The sequence below is a fragment of the Anaerovorax odorimutans DSM 5092 genome, assembly GCF_000426305.1.
Taxonomy (GTDB): domain Bacteria; phylum Bacillota; class Clostridia; order Peptostreptococcales; family Anaerovoracaceae; genus Anaerovorax; species Anaerovorax odorimutans.
Map to the genome: position 1 here is coordinate 41,253 of NZ_AUFC01000005.1, position 26,848 is coordinate 68,100.

22 protein-coding genes and 1 riboswitch are annotated in these 26,848 nt (G+C 28.6%); of the genes, 6 read left to right on the plus strand and 16 right to left on the minus strand.

Annotation, left to right across the window (positions count from 1 at the left end; genetic code table 11):
• Window positions 1-4 precede the first annotated feature (4 nt).
• The gene (locus K292_RS0103335; protein ID WP_027398648.1) at window positions 5-1,063 is read right to left on the minus strand and encodes a hypothetical protein; all 1,059 of its coding nucleotides are present in this window, start codon (window positions 1,061-1,063) and stop codon (window positions 5-7) included.
• Between the two features lie 155 nt (window positions 1,064-1,218).
• On the opposite strand from K292_RS0103335, the gene K292_RS15805 reads away from it, so the two are divergent.
• Window positions 1,219-1,857, plus strand: coding sequence for a glycosyltransferase family 32 protein (locus tag K292_RS15805; protein WP_037372378.1), 639 nt, complete (start codon window positions 1,219-1,221; stop codon window positions 1,855-1,857).
• 25 nt (window positions 1,858-1,882) lie between these two features.
• Here K292_RS15805 and K292_RS0103345 read toward each other — a convergent pair whose 3' ends face one another.
• Both K292_RS0103345 and K292_RS0103350 read right to left on the minus strand, forming a co-directional pair.
• A complete protein-coding gene (locus K292_RS0103345; protein WP_027398649.1) occupies window positions 1,883-2,578 on the minus strand; it encodes a PIG-L deacetylase family protein in 696 nt (231 codons plus the stop codon).
• A gap of 9 nt (window positions 2,579-2,587) precedes the next feature.
• Window positions 2,588-3,568, minus strand: coding sequence for a CgeB family protein (locus K292_RS0103350; protein ID WP_027398650.1), 981 nt, complete (start codon window positions 3,566-3,568; stop codon window positions 2,588-2,590).
• A 220-nt stretch (window positions 3,569-3,788) separates the two neighbouring features.
• On the opposite strand from K292_RS0103350, the gene K292_RS15810 reads away from it, so the two are divergent.
• Window positions 3,789-4,427 (plus strand): polysaccharide deacetylase family protein, encoded by a 639-nt coding sequence (locus K292_RS15810; RefSeq protein WP_051280238.1) that lies wholly within the window; start codon window positions 3,789-3,791, stop codon window positions 4,425-4,427.
• A 271-nt stretch (window positions 4,428-4,698) separates the two neighbouring features.
• Here K292_RS15810 and K292_RS0103360 read toward each other — a convergent pair whose 3' ends face one another.
• Entirely contained in the window at window positions 4,699-5,613 is a 915-nt protein-coding gene (locus tag K292_RS0103360) for a GGDEF domain-containing response regulator (RefSeq protein ID WP_027398651.1), read from the minus strand.
• A gap of 355 nt (window positions 5,614-5,968) precedes the next feature.
• On the opposite strand from K292_RS0103360, the gene K292_RS0103365 reads away from it, so the two are divergent.
• Complete coding sequence (locus K292_RS0103365) at window positions 5,969-6,178, plus strand: hypothetical protein (protein WP_027398652.1); 210 nt, start codon at window positions 5,969-5,971, stop codon at window positions 6,176-6,178.
• Between the two features lie 158 nt (window positions 6,179-6,336).
• On the opposite strand, the gene K292_RS0103370 is transcribed toward K292_RS0103365, so the two are convergent.
• Both K292_RS0103370 and K292_RS0103375 read right to left on the minus strand, forming a co-directional pair.
• Window positions 6,337-6,525, minus strand: a complete 189-nt coding sequence (locus tag K292_RS0103370) for a hypothetical protein (protein ID WP_027398653.1) — start codon at window positions 6,523-6,525, stop codon at window positions 6,337-6,339.
• A 112-nt stretch (window positions 6,526-6,637) separates the two neighbouring features.
• Window positions 6,638-7,654, minus strand: a complete 1,017-nt coding sequence (locus K292_RS0103375; RefSeq protein WP_027398654.1) for a DUF2812 domain-containing protein — start codon at window positions 7,652-7,654, stop codon at window positions 6,638-6,640.
• A gap of 298 nt (window positions 7,655-7,952) precedes the next feature.
• On the opposite strand from K292_RS0103375, the gene K292_RS15815 reads away from it, so the two are divergent.
• Entirely contained in the window at window positions 7,953-8,579 is a 627-nt protein-coding gene (locus tag K292_RS15815; RefSeq protein ID WP_051280240.1) for a 50S ribosomal protein L25, read from the plus strand.
• Window positions 8,580-8,820: 241 nt separating this feature from the next.
• Here K292_RS15815 and K292_RS17675 read toward each other — a convergent pair whose 3' ends face one another.
• From K292_RS17675 to K292_RS0103410, 4 genes are all read right to left on the minus strand, one after another.
• Window positions 8,821-10,656, minus strand: a complete 1,836-nt coding sequence (locus tag K292_RS17675) for an HD domain-containing phosphohydrolase (protein WP_051280243.1) — start codon at window positions 10,654-10,656, stop codon at window positions 8,821-8,823.
• 430 nt (window positions 10,657-11,086) lie between these two features.
• A complete protein-coding gene (locus K292_RS0103400) occupies window positions 11,087-12,022 on the minus strand; it encodes a stalk domain-containing protein (RefSeq protein WP_027398655.1) in 936 nt (311 codons plus the stop codon).
• A 282-nt stretch (window positions 12,023-12,304) separates the two neighbouring features.
• Window positions 12,305-14,335 (minus strand): methyl-accepting chemotaxis protein, encoded by a 2,031-nt coding sequence (locus K292_RS15825; protein ID WP_051280245.1) that lies wholly within the window; start codon window positions 14,333-14,335, stop codon window positions 12,305-12,307.
• 272 nt (window positions 14,336-14,607) lie between these two features.
• Window positions 14,608-14,691: riboswitch (cyclic di-GMP riboswitch) on the minus strand.
• Window positions 14,692-14,808: 117 nt separating this feature from the next.
• The gene (locus K292_RS0103410) at window positions 14,809-15,624 is read right to left on the minus strand and encodes a class I SAM-dependent methyltransferase (protein ID WP_027398656.1); all 816 of its coding nucleotides are present in this window, start codon (window positions 15,622-15,624) and stop codon (window positions 14,809-14,811) included.
• Window positions 15,625-16,003: 379 nt separating this feature from the next.
• Between K292_RS0103410 and K292_RS0103415 the strand changes: the two genes are divergently transcribed.
• A complete protein-coding gene (locus tag K292_RS0103415) occupies window positions 16,004-16,441 on the plus strand; it encodes a hypothetical protein (protein ID WP_027398657.1) in 438 nt (145 codons plus the stop codon).
• A 12-nt stretch (window positions 16,442-16,453) separates the two neighbouring features.
• Complete coding sequence (locus K292_RS0103420) at window positions 16,454-16,753, plus strand: hypothetical protein (protein WP_027398658.1); 300 nt, start codon at window positions 16,454-16,456, stop codon at window positions 16,751-16,753.
• A gap of 215 nt (window positions 16,754-16,968) precedes the next feature.
• Here the strand turns inward: K292_RS0103420 and arcC are convergent, their stop codons facing one another.
• From arcC to K292_RS0103450, 6 genes are all read right to left on the minus strand, one after another.
• Window positions 16,969-17,931 (minus strand): carbamate kinase, encoded by a 963-nt coding sequence (arcC, locus tag K292_RS0103425; RefSeq protein WP_027398659.1) that lies wholly within the window; start codon window positions 17,929-17,931, stop codon window positions 16,969-16,971.
• Between the two features lie 21 nt (window positions 17,932-17,952).
• Window positions 17,953-18,939, minus strand: a complete 987-nt coding sequence (argF, locus tag K292_RS0103430; RefSeq protein WP_027398660.1) for an ornithine carbamoyltransferase — start codon at window positions 18,937-18,939, stop codon at window positions 17,953-17,955.
• A gap of 23 nt (window positions 18,940-18,962) precedes the next feature.
• Window positions 18,963-21,125, minus strand: coding sequence for an ornithine decarboxylase (speC, locus tag K292_RS0103435; RefSeq protein ID WP_027398661.1), 2,163 nt, complete (start codon window positions 21,123-21,125; stop codon window positions 18,963-18,965).
• Between the two features lie 253 nt (window positions 21,126-21,378).
• On the minus strand, window positions 21,379-22,803 hold the full coding sequence (locus K292_RS0103440; protein ID WP_245570820.1) for an alanine/glycine:cation symporter family protein: 1,425 nt from the start codon (window positions 22,801-22,803) through the stop codon (window positions 21,379-21,381).
• 593 nt (window positions 22,804-23,396) lie between these two features.
• Window positions 23,397-25,034 carry a M20/M25/M40 family metallo-hydrolase gene (locus K292_RS0103445; RefSeq protein WP_037372384.1) on the minus strand — a complete coding sequence of 546 codons (1,638 nt, stop codon included), beginning with the start codon at window positions 25,032-25,034 and terminating at the stop codon, window positions 23,397-23,399.
• 122 nt (window positions 25,035-25,156) lie between these two features.
• Window positions 25,157-26,446: a sensor histidine kinase gene (locus tag K292_RS0103450; RefSeq protein WP_027398664.1), complete on the minus strand. Its 1,290-nt coding sequence runs from the start codon at window positions 26,444-26,446 to the stop codon at window positions 25,157-25,159.
• Window positions 26,447-26,848 lie beyond the last annotated feature (402 nt).

A 26,848-nucleotide genomic window follows, 5' to 3' on the forward strand; every position in this document is an offset into this window, starting at 1 on the left:
AATTTTATGATGTTATTAATTTCTCTATATCATGAATTACTTTTTTTATAAAATATCCATTTTTTAGCCTATTTGATAATCTTAATGCATTATCTTTTAGAAAATAATATTCTTCATTTGAAATATTATTTAATACGTTTGGTATATCATATACAGAATCAATTAAAACTCCAACCTGTTCATCTTTTATAAATTTAGCTGTTGAAATATCTTTAGAGATTATTATAGGCATACCCATTGCTAAATAGAAAGAAGCTTTATGCAGATTAGTATATCTTAAATAATTACCAATTTGACCTTCACATTTATCTAAATTATCTCCATCCCAACATAACCCAAAGTCAGCATTTACTTTATTAGCTAAATCATCTGCAAAAAATGATCCTATATATTTAATATTTTCAGAAGGATGAAATTTTTCACTGCTTAACCAAGGTCCATATATATTAATATTAATATTTTTTAAATCAACCTTATCAAGCTGATAAATAAAAGGGGATTTTTTATATTTTAAATTTCCTACATAGGCAACAGTTATAATATTATAATTTTTAAAACTATTAAAATCATCTATTTTATTTGATAAAACATAATCAAATATATTAAGTGATAATATTTTTGAAAAAACTCCTTGTTTTTTTAACAAATCAGCCATCTCATTATTAACTGCTATAACATAATCAAATTGATTTAGTTCGTTTACTTCTGTCAAAGCATTAGTAACAAAAAAATTACCATACCTAATTGAATCAAGATCATGCACTAAAGCTGTCAATTTATATCCACTGTAATTAGATTTTATATATTCAGTAATCTTAAATAAATCCAATCCTTCTAATCTAGCTCTTGGATATTGAAACAATATAATTCCATTATTTTTTATTTTATCTTCATTACAGCAATTTATATTATTTTTAAGACAACTCTCCATATTTTTTTTACATTTTTTTAAGGGAATTGATTTAAACTTTATAGAATTTAAAAAATACTCTACATCAGCAATTGCTTTATACCAAGCTGTATCTTCTTTGCTTGGACTTAATGAAATAAAATAATTATTCATTATTATATATATCCTTTACTCTATTTAAAAAATAATTTGACCTATCAATATTATAGTATTGATATTTGAATAATTTGATACTGTTATAATCTCAAATTTTACAACTGCACTATTTTTTTTATTAATCATAATATAATATTTTAGGAGGAATTCTTATGGACTTAATACCAAAAACAATAAATTATTGCTGGTTTGGAGGTAATCCAATGCCGGAGCTTATACAAAATTGTATAAAAAGTTGGGATATTTATTTACCCGAATATAAAAAAGTATTATGGAATGAAAATTCATTTGATGTTGAATCACATCAATTCACCCGTGAGGCATATAAATGTAAAAAATATGCCTTTGTAAGTGATTATGTTCGTCTTTACGCTCTTTATAATTATGGAGGCTTATATATGGATACCGATGTTGAAGTATTAAAAAACCTTGATGAATTCCTTAAATATCCTGCTTTTTCGGGATTTGAAAACCCAAGTTTTATTCCTACAGGTATAATGGGCTCTATTTCCAAACATCCATGGGTTAAACGTTTTTTAGATTATTATAAAGATAGAGGCTTTTATAATAATGACGGCTCTATGGATCTTAAAGCTAATGTACGTTTTATGACTCAAATATCAGAAAATGAATTTGGCTTAAGAAGAAATAATGAATTTCAAATATTAAAAAATGATGTATATATTTTCCCTAATGATTACTTCTGTCCCAAAATATGGAAAACAAAAGAAATAGTTTTAACGGAAAATACACACACCATACATTATTTTACCGGTACTTGGGCTAAATGATCATCAATTATATTTTGTAATATTATTAAAAATAGTCTAATGTTTGTTTTATATTAAGAGCATCTACTGCAAAAGTTTCTGCACTTTTTTTCCTACATTCTGCTCCTCTGACAATGGCTAATGCTTTATAATAATCTAAATAATTAAATTCCTTGCCTAATCTAATAAATTCATAACATTTTAATGCATCTAACCATTTTTCATACGCACCTGATATATCTAAATAAATATAAGGTTTAAAGTCATAAGCATCTTCCCAATTCTCAGCATAATATAAGCCTTTTATTCCATGTGCTGGTAGATCTCTTTCAAAAGATTTTATTGCAGCATAAAAATAAGCATCTTGTACAATTTTATATACTGCTTTATGATCTTTATGAATACTATTTTTCCAATGTGTTATGATAATATCTGGTTTATATTTTCTTATTATGTCACACACAGAAAATTTTGTATTATCATCAGCTACTAATTCTCCATCCTTATATGGAAGAATTAAAGATTCTGCTCCTATCTTACTTGCAAATAAATTTGACTCTTCTATTTTTTGTTCCTTATATTCTTTAGCATTTAACTTAGAATATCCTTTCTCTCCAGGTGTCATATGAACAATTGTAACTCTATGCCCTTCCATTGCATATTTAGTTAAAACACCACCACATGTTAATTCCATATCTCCTGCATGCGCACCAATTGCCATTACATGAACTTTCTTATCCATTTCATCCCCCTATATAATATTTTCATTTTTTAATACGTTAATAATATATATAGCCCGATGCTTATAAGTATGATTTTTTTGAACTGTCAAATTACCCTCTCTTTTTATTTTTTCTCGCTCTTCTTCGTGATTTTTATAATATTCAACTAATTCCAGTGTTTCTTCGGGAGATGATGATACAACTAAATCTTTTGCCGGTGTAAATAATTTTCTAATTCCCATTGTATCAGAAGTAATCAAAAAGCCTTCTGACCCTAAAATTTCATAGGTACGTTGAGTAAGCTGAGTATTACTGTTTTGCAAACCAATTACTATATCCGTATTGCTGTAAACTTTATTTGCATATATATAGTCTATATATCCATGTATCCATTCATTTGGTATATTATAATCAAAAAATGTTTGCATTCTATCCCAGTCTCTGCCCCAAAAATCAATTCTAATATCATTTCTAATAATTGATCGTAGCAACGTATTTAACGATTGAATTCGATAATGTTTTGGATTTTTTTTTAGAATCCTTGGATATGCATTAGCAACTACACCTATTGAAGCTTTATATTTATAATCTTCTTTTGATTTTTTATGAATACTTGGTTCATATCCAAAATCCAAATAAGCTGAATTTATACCCATTTTTTTATAAGTCTCAACCATTGAAGAACAAATTGTAAATACAAAATTCGGGCATGCATCATTCACAAAACGTTTTGTAAATGACTCAAAATGAGTAGGATCCTCTGTTGCCCAATAAATATGTGGTATCTTAAATTTTTCAACATAATACCTAATTAAAGTTTTCTTTTTATAGGTGTGCTCATCAGTCCATCCTAATGTGAATATTAAATCAGGCTTAAATTCAGATATTAAATTTTTTAATTTTTCTTCAGTTAATTCCCCTGATACTTTAACCTCATGTCCAGCTTCTATAAATCCATTAGGAAGTCCATAGATCCACATGGGATGATTTTCTAAAAATAGTATTCTCATATTATTTATTACACCTCAGCTAATTTTTATATAATATTTTGTATTGTATATTTTATTTATAATTAAAATATCAATATATTAATCAATAAAAAAATCTCAATCAATCATATTACTCAAAATATGCTTAAATCATTTTTATGTTCCTCATGTATAAAAAGTATCAATCTTTTATATTTGTGAATAATTTATATAAAAACTTATAAAGGGAGCGGTGTTCTAAATGATATTAAAAAATTCAAATAATAATAACTTATCTTTATTAATAGCAAAAGGTAACACAATGTCTAAAAAATTAACTATAACTTATGATTGCGGTGGAGAATCTGAAGGTTCAACATCATATATACTAGATGTGCTGAAAAAGCATGATATAAAGGCTACCTTTTTCTTAAGCGGAGAATGGATAGAGAGTTACCCTTTTCTAGCTAAAAGAATTGCAGAAGAAAAACATGAAATAGGGAATCATTCTTATAGTCATCCTGATTTTACGAAATTAAGTGAAAATGAAATTATAAAGGAAATAAATAAAGCAGAAAACATTATAAAAGAAACTATTGGCATTAATCCGAAACCTATTTTCAGATTCCCTTTTGGATCTTATAATAACAATGTTCTTCAATTAGTTGGTTCATTAGGCTATATTTACAGTATTCAATGGTCTATAGATCCAAAAGATTGGAAACTGCCCCCATCCAATAAAATTGTAGATAATATTATAAAAAAAGTATCTAATGATGATATTATTCTTTTACACAATCATGGAGAAAGTACAGCAGCTGCTTCAGATATTTTTATTCCTTTGCTAAAGGAAAAAGATTTCCAATTCATAACTATTGGAGATATGATAAAGAATTTTTAAAGAATAATAAAAACAATTTATAAACAAAAATAATTATATTGTTAATTATAATAAGTATACTCAAAATAACTGCAATATACTAATCAGTTTAATAAATAATTTTATAGACAGTATTAAATATAAAAATGTAAAATTAGGAAAAAAATCCTTAACCACCTTAAATATTGTACCTATTACTATTTTTAACAAACTTTAAAGAATTAATAAAAATTTACCCAGAAACAGTAAAAACAATAAAGATAGAGGAAGTAATTATTATATTATCTAATTTTTAATTACTATCATCCTTGGCAAAATTACTTCCTGAAAACGATTTCACTTTTTTCTTAACTTCTGCAGCAATTTCAGCTATCTGAATATGATCTTCAAATCTTTGAGTTTCATTTGATACTATAGCTAAAGATATAGTCATTATAGGATACTTTATAAACTCCCCGAACCTATCAAAAGTAAATATGTATCCTCTTTTAACATCTTCATCTTCATAAATTTCCTTAATCCTTCTATCAAACTGACATATAACACCTTTACAAATTTTATAAGCTTTTTCACAATTAGTAACAACAATAAAATCGTCACCGCCAATATGACCAATAAAATCATCTTTATTTCCATTATATCTTATTTCATCAGATAAAATATCAGCTGTCAGTTTTATGGCTATATCACCCTTTGCAAAGCCATATACATCATTAAAAGCTTTAAAATTATCTAAATCAACATAAATTACTGAAAATGGCACTTTTTTTACTATTCTTGAGTTAATTTCAGCTTGAATTTCTAAGTTTCCCGGTAATCCAGTCAATGGATTAGCACCTCTGTTTCTATCTATTCTTCTTAATGTATTTTTGACTCTGCTTAATAATTCTCTATTGTTAAAAGGTTTCGTGATATAATCATCAGCACCTAATTCTAAACCAATCAACTTATCCTCTTGATTATCTTGAGAGGTTAAAATTATTATAGGCATAAGATTATTGCTTTCCGTCTCTCTCAAAATACGACATACTTCAAAACCATCCATATCGGGCATAACTATATCAAGAAGTACTAAATCAGGCTTTTCTTCTTTTACCAAACGTAAACCATCTTCACCTTTAGATGCATGTATAACTTCATACCCTGCATCAATTAAAATATCAGTTATACACTTTACAAAAAAATTGCTATCATCAATTATAAGTATTTTTTTTGAAACACATTTAGTACCACCTTAATAAGTTTTATTTATACTTATTATTATATTAATCTGAATATAATAAAATCTCAACTATATTTTTAATAAATAAGGATATTTCATATTATACCTTAAAATCTGACATTAAACCAAAGTAATTTTTGCTAAATATTGATACTTTTCTCATTTATTAAATTATTTTGTCTATATAAACATATTTTTATAAAACTAGAACTTATTAATCTGCATTAAATAATTAATATAACAAATAATAACAAGTAAGTTAAATTATATTTTTATCTATAATTTTCTCTATAATAATAAGTGGCTATATAACAATCATAAGATAACTTGGGAGGTTCAAATGAAAGACGAAACAAATACAATGAGAGAATTGGCTGTATATTATATTAATATGGAAGCTAATTGTATGAATGTAAATAAAGATACCGCAGAAATACAAAAAATGAAATTAAAAAGTTTTTTAAAAGCTTATATGATGATCAGCTTAATTAGTCAAAAAGAAGTCGATAATTTTTTAAGTGAATTTGATAACAGATTAAAAAATATATAATATTAAAGCAACTAAATAAAAGTACCCTTTTATTATAAACAATTGAACTGACCTCCCAAAAGTTAAATTTTTATGTCTACCTTTTGAGGATCAGTTCATAATTCATGGGTACTTTTACTTGTTTTTTTATTTGTAATTAGTTTTACATCTTCTCATTTTTACTGTTGAATTGATTCGATATACTTTTGTAATTTCTGAGCTTGCTCGCCTTCCGTTACAGCATATTGACGAAAAAATTGCTTCATTTCTTCATTATCAATTTTATCAGAATAATTCATAAAATCTCTTACTCTCTCTTGAGTATCCAATAAAGCTTTTTTTAAACAATCTTGTGTATTAATTTGCATGTAATTACCTCCACTAATAAAATGTCAAATCTTACATTCTATAGTATTGCCAAAAAAAGAATAATCATGCAAAATTTACAGAAAAGTTAAAAAAACTTTTAATAATATTTAATTAAATTATAAAATATTTTATAAAAAAAACTAAAGGTAATAAAATAATAATATTAAATACAATTATATGTACATCTTCCAGCCAATATAATTTCTTAGATAATAGTCTAATTAAAACTAGAAATACCGCTGTTATTGATAATGCCAACACCCCTAAAAATATTGCTATTTGTACAAATAATAAATACATTGAAAATAATGATGCTATGGCTTTTTTCCCTGATATTACAGAATCTTTAAGATGAATGTCATACTCAACATTTTTACCAAGCCATAAAACTATAAAACTAAAAATCAAAAGTAAAATTTCATATGGAATATATTTAGCATTACTTGGTTCCCAATTTAAAACTGTCATAAAGCTCACATACCAAGCCATATTTAGAATTAAAAAGAACATAAATAAAAATCCTTTAATTTTTGCATTTATAATGTTATTTTTTTTAAATTGAGTTTGATATTTAAATATTTTTTTATATAATATTTTAAAATAAATAAAACGTACTGATACAATACAGATTTCTATAACTGTTAAAATTTCATAATATAAAATTAGATTGTCTAATTTATCGTTACTAATTGAAAGTTTAAAAAAACCTACTAATGTAATATATAATATTACTAACATTAATAGCGGAAAAATCTCATTTTCTAATATTTTTGAATTTATACAATTTATTTCTCGCTCTATATTTTTTTCTATAGGTTTAGGATTATGAGACTTAAATATATACATAGTATCAGTATCATTATTAAAGTTATTAATATATTCCCATCCATTCTGCTTATATATACTTATAAATTCATTTCTACCTATTTCTTCATTCTTTTCATTAAATAACTCAATCGTATATTTTTTATTATAAGAATTACTTTTTATAAATTTAGCTCCCTTAATATCATTATTTAATTCAATTAACTCATAGCCCTCACTTGCCATTTCTTTTAAATATAATTCAGCAGCTTTAAAATCTTCTGTTAAAAATGGCCAAAATTTTGAAATAATTTTTGACTTCATAAAAGTATGGTCCCCTTTTAAGTATAAAAATAAAGTTTTTTACAACTATTTATAAATCTATTATATCAATCTTACTATTTAAAACAATATATACTTTACAAAATTAAATATAAAGAAATGCTATGTTTTATTTTATATAACCTGTTTATCTCTTGAAATTTTTACCAATAGGTATACACTATATGTAAGGATTATTTATATTTTAAGATGGGCATCTTTTTTTACAATAATTAATGTAATACGAATAATTCAAAGTTTATTTGGATTTCTATAATTTAAATTTAAGGAGGCTATTAATATGAATGAAACGGCAATAATAAATATTGAAGAAAGGGATCATACAAACAGCAGAGCAAACAGAAGATTAAGGAAAGAGGGATATTTGCCAGGAAATATATATGGTAAAGGAATTGAACCTATTTCTATTAAAGTTGACAAGAGTGAGCTTAGAAAAAAAATAAACAATTACGGAAGACATGCTATTTTTAAGCTTGATTTATCAGGTAAAGAAACTTTTACAGTAATAATAAAAGAAATACAAAATACTTTAATGGATGGTGATTTTCATGTTGACTTTCAACAAGTATCACTTTCAGAAGAAATTAGATCTAACGTAGCAATTAAGATTGTAGGGAAAGAATCTATTGAATCAAAGAAATTAATTTTAGTACATGAAATGGATACTATTTCTGTAAAAGGATTACCTCAAAACATCCCTGATACTATTGATATAGATGTATCTCATCTAGATTTGGGATCAGTGGTTACCATCGCAGATATTAAATTCCCTGAAGGAATTGTTTGTGAGAATGATCCGGAACATGTTGTAGTTACTATAAATGAATCGAAAATAAAAGTAACTGATGAAACATCAGATAAAAATGAAGAGACAAATAATCCTGAAATTAGTTCTGAAAACATTTAAAAGTAATTTACTAAAGATTATTTACTTAATTATGCTAATTCAAATAAATAAAAAGCTATCCATAGAAAGACAGTTATAAATCAAAATTTAAGGACGCCCATCAAACTCAAATTAATATTTTTTAATATTTAAATTTTGTTAATATGGCAAAGGGATATTTGCTATATAATAAACAGTGCAAATTACAAAATAAATTCTTTGTATTTGCACTGCTTTAATATTTATTTTATCAACAACTGTTTTAATCAATAAAATCATTATCTAATAATACCTTTTTAATAAAGATATTAACTAACTCGGGATCAAATTGAATCCTTGCATTTTTTTGCAATTCTTCTATTGCAAATTCTTCTGAAAAAGCTTTCCGATAGCTTCTATCACTGGTTATCGCATCGTAAGTATCAACAATAGATAATATTCTTGATTCAAATGGTATTTCTTTTTCTTTTAAACCCTTTGGATAACCCTTTCCATTCCATTTTTCATGATGTGCTAATATATATTCTGCTATGTCTGACATATCATTTGAAGAACTTAATATTCTGTACCCTATTTCAGAATGTCTTTTTATTTCTTCAAATTCACTATGAGTAAGTTTTCCCTCTTTATTAAGAATTTTCTCATCTATGGCAATTTTCCCTATATCATGAAATAGTCCAGCCATTGAAAGATCTATTACTTTATATTCAGGTAATTCAAGAGCTTTACCCATTTTTTTACATAATTCAGAAACTCTTAGAGAATGTTCTTCTTCTCTTTTATTTTTTTCATGAAGGGTGTTTATAATAACATTAATTGTTTTACCTTTCATACTTGAACTTTCAACTAATTTTTTCTTATACATATATTTATCGGCATTTTTAAATATTTCTTTTATATTTTCATATTCATTATATTTAGTTTCATAACCAAATGAAACAGAAATATCAATCGAATCTATCTTTTCGTCTAAAGCTATATTCTTAATACGATTAACAATTTTTTCAGCTTGACACGAATCAGTTTTTGGTAATAAAAGAACAAATTCATCTCCGCCAATTCTAGCGATTATATCCTCCTTCCTACATCCTTTTATTAATACTTCAGCCACTTTCTTTAATAGTAAATCGCCTTTCTCATGACCAAAGGAATCATTAATTAGTTTCAAGCCATTGACATCACCCATTACTACAGTCAAAGGTAAATTTTCTTTATTATCAAGTTTTTTCAATTCTTCTGCATAAAATCTACGGTTATAAAGACCTGTCAATTGATCATGATAACTTAAAAAAAAGATTTTTTCTTCTGCTTTTTTATGTTCTGTATTATCTATCATCATTGTAATCCAACACGGTATTTCACCAATGACTATTTTATCTATTGAAAAAAAACAACTATGTATAGATCCATCTTTAGAATTGACAAACACCTCTGCATTTCTGATTACTTTACTGTTCTCAAATATATTTCTTATTTTTTCTCTTTGCCTATCATCTATAAAAATATTTAAATCAGTAATTTTTTTCCCAATTACTTCCTCTTTTTTATAGCCTAATGTTTCTAAAAACATTTCATTTACATCAAGAAATAATTCGTCAGTAACGGTTGAAATTGCCATTAAAGCAGCATTAGAATGAAAAGCTTTAGAAAATTTTTCTTCCGATACGGTTATTATTCCATTAACTTTTTTTAAAATTATATTTTTACTGAAAATTATGTAAAACGCAATCAAAACTAAAAATAATGCAATCACTGATATAATTGCATGTATTGTATTGTTAAAAGCATTGTTTGACCATAATTTAGCCGGATAATCCATTCCTAACACTGCAATAATTTCCCCCGTACTTGATTCTTTCATGGGGACAAGAATTCTGACCCAAGTTCCCCAATAATCAGTTACAGGTTTAGTAATAATAGTTTTTCCATCCTTAAATGGTTCTGCATCTATTTCATTATGTTCTAAATATTCTTGACCCGGAGGAGAATAATCTTTAGAGTAATTTGGTTCAGAATCAGCAATAAAATAAAGTTTTCCATCCCTCTTTGTATAAATGTAAACAAAACGAACGCCTTCCTCAAAATTAACTAAATCCATAAGTCTTTTTTTTATACTTAAGTATGCTTTAGTACCTATATCATCTTTAGTGGCAGTTAACTTACTGAGACTTTCATCATTTAATGAAGCTTCTATTATCCTTGCTGATGTTAACGCTTGCTTTGAAGCTATATTAATACTTGTAATTCATGTATAACGTATATAAATAAAACTTATTATTGTAAATCCTAAAAATGCTATCAAAAAAATCAATTTGGGACTTTTACTTAATTTTAATATATCACCAATAGTTTTATTACCCTTTTTCAAATTTTAGCTCCTTAATTATATTTCTCTAATTAAAATTTAATATAAATTATATCATTAAATGTTTAGAGAATTATATTCATTATTTAATATAATTCGACAAAATAATTTATATTTTGTCGAATTTGAATAATCTGTTTTTAATTTTACTTTTTTAATTAATTTATATTTTATAGGTTCTTGGTTTTATAAAAATCATACTTTTTGATTTGCTATATTCTATACCCATATCCAAACCTTCTAAAAATCTTAATGGGACATAATAACTTTTTTCCGATATAAATGCCTTTTGTTCATCTTTAAAATATTCAATATTTCCATTTTTAGTATAGGAGCTATCCTTAGTATTTAACACCAAACTTATATTACCATCAGCACTTAGTATATTTGCTATCGTATTATCATCTTGTTCAGAATAGTTTATTTTCAATTTAAATAATTCTGCTAAGCTTTCCAATGGAACATATACATGAGAATCCTTATTTATAACTGTAATGTTTCTATTATCTTTATGAAAATAAACTTGTTTACCACATTCATTTTCATAACCGGAATATTCTATTCCCGTTCCAAGAAATTCATCACTGCTTTTGCCCCCGGATTTTATATAATAAGAATTTATATTTTTATCATTTTTTATAGTTATAACATATGGAGAATCCAGATAAACCATTATATTTTTATCCTCTTTCTTATCCCAGCCAAAACCTTCTTTAAATAAACTTGAAGTACCATCGCTATTATAATAATATGTAGTATCTTCGTAATCTCCACCGCTTGTTTTTGTAAGTACATTCACATAGACATAATCTATATAAGTACTAAAAATTTGACCTGCCGGTATAAAAAATTCCTTGTTATTCTCATATTTACCCAATGAATTATTACTTCTGTATTCTTTTGTAAAATTTATCGTTTTCTGTTTTCCCTCAGAATTTGTATATGCCACACCATATGACACCACATTATCTAAACAGTTTAACATATAATTTGGTGCGTACACCCATATTTTTAACATAGGTTCAGCGGCAAAGCTTATCACATAACTGCCATTAACAACACATAACATCAATATTACTGCAAACATTTTTTTAATCATCTAAAATCCCTCCCAATATTTTATCCTCTTACTTTTATACGATTTTCATCATCATTATATAAACGAATAAAGAAAAAAACAAGGTTAAATGTATTTATATATTTTTATCTTCCCTAAATATGGCAAAGGGATTTTTACACAATAGAAAAAATTTTCTTTGATTCTGAATAAGAGGCTGTAAAAGCCTCTTATTCAAGTTTTATTTTTGTTTTCTATACTCATATTTAATAATATTAAATATAAATCAGAAATATATTTATAATTTATATTTATCTTTCCTGATTAGTTTATATCAGCATCACTGTAGTTTTCATTATTACCATTGAATTTAACTTTAGACACTAATTCTTTAAGCAATTTAGCTTGTCCTCTTAATTCCTCTGATGTAGCTGCACTCTCTTCGGCTGTAGCTGAATTAGTCTGAACTACAGCGGATACCTCATTAACACCCTTATTTACTTGTGAAATTTCTAAAGCTTGAACTTCAGAAGCATCGGCAATATCCTTTATAAGTTCAACTACATGCTTAGCTCCGCTTACTACCTCAATCATAGTTTGGGACGTTTCACCCGCTAATTTCGAACCATTGCTTACCATGTTAATCGTTTCTGAAATCAACACTGTAGTATTCTTTGCTGCTTCAGCTGATTTATTGGCAAGATTGCCCACTTCATCTGCCACTACAGAAAATCCCTTACCAGCTTCTCCTGCATGAGCAGCTTCCACAGCAGCATTTAAAGCGAGAATATTAGTTTGAAATGCGATATCATCAATAGTTTTTATGATTTTACCAATTTCATCAGATTTTTTACTGATTTCGGAAATAGCTTGTGACAATTCTTCCATCTGTTCATTACATTTACCTACGCGTACTCCTTGATTTTTAACTTGAACATCCACATCTTTTGCATTTTCTGCATTTTTATGAACTTGCTCTGAAAGATCATTAATTGTAGCTGACAATTCCTCAATAGAATTAGCCTGCTCTATAGCTCCCTGGCTCAATGCATTTGCCCCTAAGGATACTTGCTCTGAACCATTTGAAACTTCCTCTGATGCTCTGTTTATCTGAGAAAAAGTATTGGAAAATTTATCTACAAATATATTTATTGATTTCTTTATGTTATTAAAATCTCCTATGTATTCTTTAGTTATGCTTACTCTGAAATCTCCGTTTGATAATTTTTCCATTATATCAGAAATCTCATTTACATACCCACTTATACTTGTACTTGATAAACTTAAAGCCTCACATAGTTTACCAATTTCATCATTTGTATTATGTGTAAAATCTACATTCAAATTACCTTTTGCCATTTCACCTGCTAAGGCAGAAATCTTTCTCAATGGTTTTAAATTTTTATTTAGTAAATTCCACATAATAGCATTTCCAATTATTAAAAATATTAAAACCAATACAAAATATAAAACTCTTATATTGTTAAGTGCTTTATAATAATCCGAATCAGGGATAATATAACCTAAGCTCCATGGAGTAGTTTCCAGTTTTATAAAATCAAATATAACATTGTTTCCATCTATGTCTTGACCTTCTTTAAAAGTTACTGTATCAACTTGTAATGAATCAAGGATTTTTTCATAGTCACCTTTAATTTCAGAAATATTCGTTTTATGTTCATTACCTGAATTATCTATATAAGGTATAAGTTCACTATCCTTATGTAAAATAATATTATTTTTATCATCTAACAAAACAGGATACCCATTGTTATAGATCTTAATACCTGATGCTACAGTTGTAAGCTCATTAACGTCTATGTCTAAACCAAAAACTCCAACAAATTCGTCATCTTTCATAATAGGTGCAGCAACAGTAATTACCATTTTACCTGTGGATACATCTATATAAGGTTGTGTATATATAGTACTTTTTTGTTCTTTTGCTTCCTTATACCAGTCACGTGTTGTGCAATCATAATCTTGTGAAACAGGATTTTCAGCAACATACATTTCTTTATTTTCATATCCTGTATAGCAATCCATTAAATCTGAATTGGCAGATAAAATCTTTTTCAGATATGTAATATTTTGCTCATGTCCCACATTTAAATTTTCCAAATGAGAAAATGCCTGTGAGTGATTTTGAGCAAATGTACCTTGATAAAGAAGCCAGGAATCTAATTGCTCTCCATATTTAGTAATTGTTTCTTTAACCTCTGACTCACTATGCTGTAATAATTCCTTTTTAAAAAAACTATATCCTGTTACTGCAATTACAATAAGTGAAATAGACAATAAAAGTGATATTGATATTAATAAATTTTGTTTAATGCCTAATTTTTTTCTTTTCATAAAAATACTCCTTATATTACTTCACACACTTTTTCAAATTATAAAATCAATATTATATTTTCCTGTATTAGTTCTCTGTAAATATAAACATGCATATTCTTTTTAATATTTCAATTATAAAATCTATTTATTTGACCTGTTCTACAATATATCGAACACAATGATAATTTCATACTTCTATCCTCCTTATAATAATTATCTTCCAATTATTAATTAAAATGATATCAAAATTCAATATTTGCTATACAATAAAAAAACCAACAATTAAATACTTAATTGTTGGTCGGTTGCACCACTAATTCAAAATTCCTTAGGTGCCCACATATAAGGAATTCGTTAACATTTCCAACTGTAATAAAAAACATTTATTAATAACGTTTATTAATTATCAATAATATAGTATTTTTATTTCAAAATGTCAATATAAATTGGAAAAATTTTCTTAGTTTCTTATTACTTACTTCTAAGACTAATTATACTTCCCAATACATTGAAACTATCGTAGTTTTTATTGTTTCTTTTACTTTGCCATTATTTGATATTGAATTAAGATATTCCCGTAACTTTTTCTCCTCTATATCTGTCAAATTTTTATAAGTTTTAACTCTTCCAATATACCAAGCATAGGCTTCTTCTAATGTCTTTTCAAATTTCCATATTTCATCTCTATAAGTTAAATTTGGTTTATAACCTAACTGCAAAGCCATATCAAAAGCAAAAGATATAGTTTCATCAGAGCCATTACAACCTTTTTCCAAACCTACTAACTTTTCCACTTCGTGGAAAATACAATCTTTTCTAATAGTCGGTTTAACAAAATAACAATACTTTTTTGAACATGCAATAAGCTTTTCAAATGTCTCAGCGCTGCATATTGCTGGAGACATATATGCAATAACAAGATCAAAATCTTTTTCAAATTTTTCTTTTCTTATATCTAGCTTACACCAATCCTTGCATATAAATTGAACATTTTTTATATTTCCTTTTTTAGCTCTTTCATTTGCATATCTAATCATGTTTGGAGAAAAATCTATGCCAATAGATTTATTAACTTTTTCAGCTAAAGCAATTGTATATAATCCTACCCCACAACCAATGTCCAGAACGCTTTTAATATTTGAAAAATTAACAAAACAACTTAATAATTTCAAAAAATTATCTGTCTTCCAAATTAAATTTGCTTTTTCTCTATAATCCTTAGAAGCACTATCCCACATTTGAATACTCGCATCATTATTTTTATCGGCATGTTCAACCCAACATTCTCTTATTTGACTAATATTCATAATTTTTACCTCTCAACTTAATTTTATTAATAAAATAGAATCATACATTCTTTTAACTTTTAAACAGATTTAATTCCTTGATTGGCTACATAATACAAGATTCTACATTTTTATAAATATATTAACAAATTTTTAACAATAAAATATTGACTAATCTAATTTATTATGATAAAGTCATTACGATATAAAAGTCAAGAAGGCTTTAAGAAAATTATACATAAAAAAACAATCATAAACTTGGGATGAACCTAAAAGGCAATGCTTGAGAGCATTTCTTTTTAGGTTTTTTTATTTTAATAGAAATTCATTCCTTAACAAACATGATGTATAACTATAACTAAGCCTTTGTCAAACTTTAAATTTATAGGAGGTAAAAAAAATGGCATGTTTCCTTGTACCGATGGCAGAAGCCATCGTAGTAACCGCAGTAAAAAAAACTATTGAGAAAAAAGAAAGAAATGCTGCTTTGAAAGAAAAGAAAGAAGATGCAGTATATCATTCGGACTCTCAATCAAATTCCATCTTAAATTCAAAGTCAGAAATAAGCTGGAGCCGTAAATTAAGCTGGCTTACCAGATTATTATGGGGTGGTGTACTTCTTCTGGCAATTGAGCATGTATGGCATGGAGAAGTTGTTCCTTGGCCGCCATTCCTGACGGCAATGAATAATCCCGCCGATGTAGGACCTATGTTACATGAAATGGCGACGTTTGGTACAACAATGGCTATATTAGTAACAGTAGTATGGTATATTATGGTATTAATTATTGATCAAAAATATAAAGCCTTTTCTGCTACTTTAAGTACTAAAATTTAAGGAGGGTATAAAATGTATTTAATAATTACTGCATTAGCAGCTGTAATTACAACAATCATATGGTATGTTAATGCACCGGACAATAAATATAAACTTGGTACATTGACTTTAATTTTTTGGGGTGCAACACTTATGTGGTTAGTTGATCATGTAATAGCATTCCTAACTGAAGGAGGAGAATTCTTCGATACATCATTAGATGCAACATTGCTAGGAATTACGGTTACTATATGTGGTTTACTAGCATGGACTATTATATTATTAATCAGTGACCCTAAAGGAATTTATAAGAAACTATTTCAAATGAAATAATATATTTTATCTATAACATTCTTATATTAAAACCTTTTATCTATTTACCTTGCAAATAATAAATTGCAGGGTATTTTTATTTTTTGAAATATAGTTAAACTATTTATAATTATACTGTTTTAAATACTATAATTATACAAAATCATTTTAACAAAACCCGCTAGCCGATTAGAGCTAGCGGGTAATTTTAATATCTTTTATTTTATTTTTAGAATTTATGCAAAAGTAATAACTGTCCCTGCATTTCCATCAAGCGCATCCACTGCTTTATATAAAGAGGTAATTATAGCTTTTTTAGTTGGATTTGCTCTTACAAATTTCATTGCAGCCTGCACTTTTGGAAGCATGCTTCCAGGTGCGAAATGACCTTCTTCTATATATTGCGCTGCTTGTGCTAATGTCATTTTATCAAGGTTTTCCTGATTTGGCTTATTAAAGTTTATGGCTATTTTTTCAACTTCAGTCAATATCATCAATATATCTGCATCAACATCTTCTGAAAGTTTTTCTGCTGCTAAATCTTTATCGATTACTGCTGCGATTCCTTCTAATATGCCATCTTCTCTTTCTATTACGGGTATTCCTCCTCCTCCTACGGTTATCATTATTGTTGAATCCCATAATCTTTTTATTGAATCAAGCTCTACTATTTTTCTTGGCATTGGTGAAGCTACTACTCTTCTCCACCCTCTTCCTGCATCTTCTTTTACAACATATCCTTTTTCTTCTGCTATTTTTTTTGCTTCTTCTTCACTATAGAATGGTCCTATTGGTTTTGTTGGCTGATTAAAGGCAGGATCTTCTTTTTCCACAATTACCTGTGTTACTATGGATACTATCGGTATATTTCTATTTCTCATGTTCAAGGCATGTTTTAATCCTTGCTGCAAGTGATATCCTATATATCCCTGACTCATTGATCCACAAACATCAAAGGGCATTACAGGTGTTACATCTGCCGCTGCTTCTGATGCTAATACTATTCTGCCTACTTGCGGTCCATTTCCATGGACCAAAGCTATCTCATAATCTCTGCAGCATATTTCGGCAATATACTCACTTGTCTTTTTTACTACTTCAAGCTGTGCTTCTGCTGTTGCAGGAGATCCAGGTTCTTGAAGTGCATTTCCCCCAAGAGCTATTACTACTTTTTGAGGACAATTTTTTCTGTCTGCCATCTTTCTTCCTCCTGCTATATTTTATAAGGTTGCTACCATTACCGCTTTGATGGTATGCATTCTGTTTTCTGCTTCATCAAATACAACTGAATGCTTACTTCTGAATACTTCGTCTGTTACTTCCCTTATATCAAATCCTAATTCTTTCTGTGATTTTGCCATCTTTGTTTCAAAATCATGGAATGCTGGTAGGCAATGTAAGAATAATACATCTGGATTTTCTGTCTTTTTAAGCATTTCCATAGTTACTTTATATGGTGTTAATAGTTCTACTCTTTTTGGAATCTGATCTTCTTCCCCCATTGATGCCCATACGTCTGTATAAATTACATCTGCTCCTTTTAGGCAAGTATCATCACTGCAAAATTCTATTACTGCTCCTGTTTCTTCTGCAACTGCATTTACCTTGTCCAATACTTCTTTTGCAGGTTCTAATTCTTTTGGTCCGTATGCAACAAAATGCATTCCCATCTTTGCGCATCCATACATCCATGCATATGACATATTATTTCTTGTATCTCCACAGAATACCACTTTCACTTTGTTTAATGGTTTAGCACAATGTTCTTCAATTGTAAGCATATCTGCTAAAATCTGTGTTGGATGATCTATATCTGTTAAACCATTCCATACAGGAACTCCTGAATGTTTTGCTAAGTCTTCTACTACTTTTTGTTCAAATCCTCTGTACTCTATTCCATCAAAGAATCTTCCGAATACTTTAGCACTGTCTTCTAATGATTCTTTTTTTCCAAATTGAGAACTTCCTGAATCTAAAAATGTTACGTTTGCCCCTTCTTCTAAAGCTCCCACTTCAAATGCACATCTTGTTCTTGTTGATGTTTTTTCGAATAATAAAAGTACATTTTTTCCTTTTAGCAAATCGTTATAAATTCCTGCTCTTTTTTTTGCTTTTAAGTCCCTTGCAAGATCTAACATATATCGTATTTCCAGTGGGGTAAAATCCATTAATGTTAAAAAACTTCTTCCTTTTAAATTAACTGCCATTGTTAATCACTCCTTCTATATTTTTATTTATTATCTTTATCTAATACATATCCATAAGCTTTAACTTTTCCGTTTTCTTCTTCCAGATAAACTCCTTGTATTTCAGGGGCAAATCCCGGAAATTTATTTATTCCCTCTTCTAATATTAGAAAATATTTTTGTGCTGTCTCATTCCATATTTCTCCCGGTACTACACAAAAGATTCCCGGAGGATAAGGTAATGCTCCTTCTAATGCTATTTCTCCAACAATGTCATCTAACTTCACCAACTTTGCATTGTTTCTTACAAGTTCCCAGTTTGCATCATGTGGTGACATTGCTCGTTTTGGGAAGTTTTTTTCTCTGAATAAATCTTTTTGATAGGTTTTTGCATCCTGCTCTTTATAAAAATCATGCATCTCCTGACATAGCTTTTTAATTGTATATCCTTTATATCTATTTTCATTGTTTTTATAAATGCTCGGTAATACTTCACTTAACGGTACATCTGCTTTTACAAGCTCTTCAAATTCTACAAATTTATCTATTAAAGCATTTATTTTCTCAATGTCTTCTGCTGGTGTCATTAAAAACAATATGGAGTTTAAATCATTCTTCTCTGGTATAATTCTGTTTTCTCTTAGATAGTTTGTTAAAATTGTTGCTGGTATTCCAAATTCGTCATATTCTCCTGTTTCAGCGTTAAATCCCGGAGTTGTAAGCATAAACTTATTTGGATCTACAAAATATTGATTTTCTCCGTATCCTTCAAATGAATGCCATTTTTCTCCTGGCTTAAATTGGAAAAATTTTATATTTTCTGCTATTTCTTCAGTATCATATTCCTGCCATTTTTTTCCTTCTACCATAGGGGGTATAAATGGTTTTATCATACTGCATCTTTTTAATACTTCTTTTCTTGCTTCTATTCCCAGCTTTACACAGTCTGCCCATAATCTTTTTCCTGCCTCTCCGTCATGCATTCTTGCATTAACATCTAAGCTTGCAAATATTGGATAGAAAGGGCTTGTACAGGCATGTAGCCTGAAGGCATTATTAAATCTTTTATGATTTACATATCTTTTCTGCCCTTTAATATGGCTATCTTTCTTATGAATCTGCGATGACTGTGAAAATCCTGCCTGTTGTTTATGAACTGACTGGGTTACTAAAATTCCCGGATCTTCTTCATTCAACTCTAAGAGTAAAGGAGAACAATCTCTCATCATTGGAATGAATTGTTCATATCCAACCCATGCTGAATCAAATAATATATAATCACAAAGATGCCCTATCTTATCCACTACCTGTCTGGCATTGTATATTGTTCCATCATAGGTTCCAAGCTGTATCACTGCCAATCTAAAAGGTCTTTTATCCTGTGATTTTACCGGATCTGCTTTCGCTGCCTGGCTTCTTAAATATGCTTCATCAAAGCAATGGGCATCTATCCCTCCAATAAAACCATAAGGGTTACGTGCTGTTTCTAAATATACAGCATTTCCTCCGGACTGAACTAATGCAGAATTGTATACTGATTTATGATTATTCCTATCAAACAAGACTAAATCTCCAGGTGCTACTACAGCATTTATCGTAACCGTATTCGACGTACTTGTTCCATTCATAACAAAATATGTCTTATCCGCATTATAGACTCTTGCTGCATTTTGCTGTGCTTCTGCTGCTGGTCCTTCATGGATTAGCAAATCTCCTAAAGCAACATCTGCATTGCAAATATCTGATCTGAAGATATTTGCTCCGTAAAATTCATATAGATATCTTCCTGCAGGATGTTTTTTATAGAATTCTCCTCCCTGATGTCCCGGACAATCATACTGTAAATTTTTCATGTCCACATAACCGCTTAACGTCCTAAAAAAAGGAGGTAATAATTTGGCTTCATATTTACTAGCAGCCTCTTCAATCTCAATTGTAATGTCCAAATTCTCTTGACTACCGTCAATAATGCAGTAAACCTTCTTTGCCAATTCCGTTTCCATCGGCACTCCATTTTTGGATAGTACAAAGATTGGAATATCAAACTTTGTATCATAAATTTCAGAAATAAATTTTTGTTCAGAGTCAGTTAATATCACTGCTGCCACATCTGTATAATCCGTATTCTCAACTAAAACCAACTCTCTGTTCTTCAGTTGAAGGTAGGCTTTGGACTCCATAGTGCATGCAATCTTTAAAGGTTTCACGAGATGCTCTCCTCCTATCTCCATTTAATACATTTCAAATTTCTTTTTCATGTGAAAAGGAAAAGCCTTATTCACAATAAATTATTGATTATTTCGAATTATATTGATAGGTTTCATAAAACTTCAAAATAATTCATAGTGTATTCTTTTTTTTATATAAATTAAAAATATTTACTCATAGCTAGGTGTAAAATATTAAAAGACAAAACAATTAAGCCTTTTTATAATAAGTGTCAGCCCCTTGCCAATTTTCTTAATTTTCATCTTTATTTTGTTTTGAATAATTTTTCTGTACAATACTTTTCCATAAACCAGCATTATTGATGCCACAACGTTCCGGATCAAATATAGGGTCCAGACCGGCTTTCTTCTGCTGATCATAATCTCTAACAGCACTCATGACCGGCTTAATAAGGAATAACATTCCAATCAGGTTAAACCAAGCAATGAGCCCTACACCGATATCAGCTATATTCCATGCTAAAGACGAGCTTTTGATACTGCCAAAGAAAATGGATAGCATTTGAACGCCCCCGATAAACAGCGTAATCTTTTTTAAATTCCTGCTTCCTTTTAGCAAGTAAGCCAAATTAGGCATTACATAGAAGCCGAAAGATAAAATTGTTGTGATAGCAAAGAAGAAAATGGCAACCGCAATAAAGATGGTACCTGTTCCTTTAGGAAGTGCTGTATCAATAGCAGCCTGAACATATGCAGTACCTGGATTTGCACCTGAAAGACCTTCTGTTATGAAGTTTCCGGATTTATCCACTACATTGTACATGCCAGTAACAAGAATCATAAGACCCGTAGACGTACATGCAAATATGGTATCTACATATACTGAGAAACCCTGCGCCAGACCTTGCTTAACTGGGTGAGATACTTCCGCAGATGCTGCTGCCTGAGCTCCTGATCCCATTCCTGCTTCAGTACTGTATACTGCTCTTTTTACACCCCATAGAATGGCACTACCCCAAATTCCTCCATAAGCAGCGTCAAGATTGAATGCACTTTTGAAAATCAATGCGAACATTCCTGGAATCGCTTTAATATTTAAAACAAGAACGATAATCATAATTATAAAATAAGCTCCAGCCATAATAGGAACCACAAGTTCCGCAAAACGTCCAATTCTCTTCATGCCGCCAAATACAACAAACCCAAATAAAACAGCCACTACAATTCCCGTGATTACAGGATTGATTCCAAATGCATTTTGGGTTGCTTCTGCGATGTTAAAAGCCTGAATAGTAGGGCCGGTAAAACCAAAAGATATAATTGCGCAAATAGCAAAGGCCACTGCTATGGGCTTTAATTTAGCTCCTTTTTCTATATAGTAAGCCGGACCACCGCGATACTCTCCGCCAACGTCTTCCTTCCAGATCTGAGCCAGCACTGCTTCACCCAAAGCTGAAGCTGCACCAAAGATAGCATAAATCCACATCCAGAAAATAGCACCCGGTCCGCCAAAACAAATAGCTGTAGCAACCCCAGCAATTGCACCGATACCAATTCTTCCACCCAGTGCCATTGCAAAACCCTGGAAAGATGAAATTCCGCTTTCAGAATCTTCGCCGGTGATTAAATAATAAACCATGTCTTTGAAGCGGGTGATCTGAGGAAATTTAAGGGCAAAAGAATAAATAATGCCAACACCCAGACACAATACAATCATGGGTACACTCCAAAGCAAACCGACAATTTTGTCTATAATTGATATGAAATCCATTTCGTTTTCCTCCTTTAAAACTTGTAAGTTTTTTCTAAATCAGTCTGTTTTCTGCAGATATTTTTCAATATCTTCCTTTATTCCTCCCTTCTTTCTGTCCCAGCGCCCCTAATAAACTGATTATTTTGAATTATATCTATTAATTTCAAATTGCTTCAAAATGCCTCAAACTGTTTTCTTTATTTTTCGTAAAGTCATGCTCATCCTCTTTATGATTCCTTCCAAAAGGAAGTCTTCTCTTAACTTTTCATTTGTAATATAAAGTTAAATCGTAGGATCAGCTGATAGTATGGGCTTCTATTTGCAATATGTTTAACATAAGGATGCCTTTTGGATGAATAAACTGATTATTTGGATTATATGAATGAGTTTCAAATTATCTCAAAATTCTTCAAAATTCTTTTTATTTTTTTTCAAAAAAAATCATGAGAACTCAGTACTAATCTGAATTTCTCATGACTTTTATTTTTTATGGACTTTAAATTTGGCTTTGAACTGTTTTTCTTCCTTATAGAAAAATCCTTTAATTCTCTTTTTTATTAATCTAATTTTAATAAACTTAGTACAGCTTCCAAAATAATATCTGCTGCTTTTTCAAAAGAATATGACATGCATATTCTTTCAGTATATTTATGCGCATCTTTTCCTAATGGGCCAACATTAATAAACGGAATGTTAAGTTTAGCAATAGTTTCTAATGGTACATGATAACTCATATCCCAAATAGGAAAGTTATTTGTTAATTGTGTAATGTCTACGTTCTTTGATAATCCCAAATAACTCATATCAGATAACCCCATAAAAAAAGGTTCTATTTTTATGGTTTCATTAAACTTTTGCTTTGCAAATTTTACAATGTGCTTACTTACTTGTATAACTTTGTTATCTAAGTTTTGAATATCGGAATGAGGATAAAACGGCGGAGAATAAAAAACAACAATTATTGGATTTCTGTAAGGGCAAAATTTGTGTGCTTCCTTTACAATTTCAATAGATAAATCACGTAAATCTTGATTTGATTTTTGATTATCAATAAACTTTTTTAAATGTAATTGGAATTTATCTCCATGAGTTTTATAGCATAATTTATAAAGTTCTTGAAAGGTGATAACCTTAGGTTCAATATTAGGTATGTTAAGTATTTCACCTGTACTTTCAGATAATTTTTCAATATTTGTTCTAATATCAGATAAAACTTCTTTAAAAGAACTTTCTGCAATATTTATCATACTCTGCATTACTTCTTGTGGTGTTTTTACCAAAGTCATATAATTAAAATATGTGTAAGCCGAAGTAGGAGTTTGAACAGAATAGTCAATCTTAGTATCAGCTTGTTTTAAACATGCAGGTGGAGGAACAATCGTATCCATAACATAATCTGATAATTCAGGATTAGAATCAATGTTTTCTATTAATTTTGCTGTTAAACGATTAGCATTTAACCCTGAAAAAGGTTCACAGACATGGGTTTCCTTGCCTACACAATAGAAAGAAGGTAACAGTTTTCCTACCGTTCCTGTATAAATATATTTTGTATCATCTTTAGGATACTTAGGAAAATGAGGTTCCGAAACTAAACAACAGCTATATTCTAACTGCTGTTCTTTTTTCAATGATTCCAATAATTCTACAGCTGCCAACATTCCGGCAGAATTAGCTTCTTCATCAGGTACTGAAAGAAATAAAAGATTTCCTTCAAAATTTGATAGTTCTTTTTCCATCGTATATAATATTTCAATGTCTGCAGCAATCCCAAATTTCATATCCATAATACCACGTCCAAACAAATAATCTCCTGATTCCAAATCTGCTCTTGCTTCTTCGCTCATCTGTATTTGAGAATTATCTTTTAACTTTTGTGTATACGCAATTGGATCGAAAGCCAATTCTTTTAAGATGCCAAAGTCTTCTATACCTACAACGTCAAAATGACTTAGTAAAATTATAGTTTTAGAATTCTTTTTTTCACTCTTCATAAGTGCGTAAACAAAACTACGATTATAAGGGTCTCCATTCATTGGGCAAACTTTAACCATCTCAGGATTATTTTTAAAATAATTAATTTCGTTTAATATTTTATAAATTTCATGAGCTATATCTATTTCACCATTAGTTTCAGAAATGCTTGGCACACTGCATAATCGCAATAGATTACTTAAAATTCTATTTTTTTTCATCAATCTCCTCCATTTTTATAAACTGATTTCTGCTCTTAAAAAATGTATGTCAAAATATCATATATTTTATTTTATAATATACTTCTATGCTTCAAATTATTTCACAATGCTTCAACAATAGATTAATGTTTCTCGGGTATAATCGGCGGATCTGCTTTCAAGGAATTAATTGGAATCATTATTGTAAAAATTGTTCCTTTGTTCTCTAACGATTTTAAAGATAGACTTCCATGAAATATGTCTTGGACTAGATCCCTTACTAAAGTAAGTCCTATTCCTATTCCTATATTTCCTGTCTCTTTATCAAACTTTGTTGAAAATCCAGGATTAAATATAAATTCTATGTCATTTTTCTTAATTCCATTTCCATTATCAATAACATTAAATATATAATCTTCCCCTGACTGAAAAATCTCCAGTTTGATTTTACCATTTCTCTTACTATATAAACATTCTATGGAATTCGTAATCAAATTCTTTAAAATAGACATCAAATAAAAGTGCTCTTCTACATAAAAACTTACTTTAACATCTACAGTAAAAATAATATCTAATTTTCCAATTCTTATTTGTTCATCGGTATCACTTTTCAAAATACGAATAATATCATTAATACTCATCCCTGATACGTCCAATTGTTCTATTGAAAGCTCTTTTAGACCTGCTATTACTCTTATATAATCCTTTTTTATTTCATGTATATCTTTTGAAATATCAAGTGCTAAATTCTTTAATTCCTCCGAATATTTCTGCTCTTCTATAATTCTATAGGCCTTAAAGGCTTTTTTTGTTATATCTTCAATTTCGTTTATATTTTTATTCATAAAATAAATTTCACTTTTAAAACTAGAGGATAAAATCATTAGTTTCATATACCGTCTTTCATGTTCTTCATGTATTAAAAATGATTTAAAGTTTTTCAAAAAAATTATAATTATTAATATAATGATAGCTCTCACTAATGCAATTATAATTAATCCTTTTATTATAATTGCACTAAATCCAATAATCCTTGTCCTTATACACATTTCAGCAATATTAGAAAATAGATCGCAGGCAAAAACTGTAAAGAAAAACCGAATATAATCATTCTCTTTTTTAGATCTGTAATAGAGAAAATAATAAAGAACTCCATAAGTGAAATAAAATATAATATCAGGTACTACTAAATACAATGATCTTTTTAAATCACCCATTTGTAAATACACTATTATTTCCCTGAATATGGGTGACACAAACCCCGTAACTATGGCAGTCTTTATAGGATTTAATTTATGATAATTATCTAGAAAAATAGGAAAAAGAATAACGGATAGAGTAATAATAAAGCCCTCTATAAAAAGGTCAATATGAAATAGAGATGCAAAAGCTATGCAAAAAGCTACAATTAATGTATGTTTTACTTTATTCATAAAGATATTTCTCCCTTAAAATTATAAAAATTAAATATATATTATAAAATTAAAAAATAGAATATAACTTTGATAAAATATGCATTATCAAAAATAGATATAATATATACCTTAACTTTTTTATTAATGAAGCATTCTCCCCTGATACAATGTTGGTCTCTAAGCCCTTTACAATAATTGCTTATTTCTTAAGTTTCTGAATTTTAATTCTTTAATTCTTTAATTCTTTAGGTATTATACCATACTAGAAAGACTGCAGGGGGAATCATAATTCTTTATTTTAATTATTTCCAATATTAAAAAATTAATAATAATTAAAGTGCTATATGTTCCTTTAATATAAAATATATAACACTCCAATACTATTTCAATTTAGTATTTTGGTAATTTTCTTATATATAA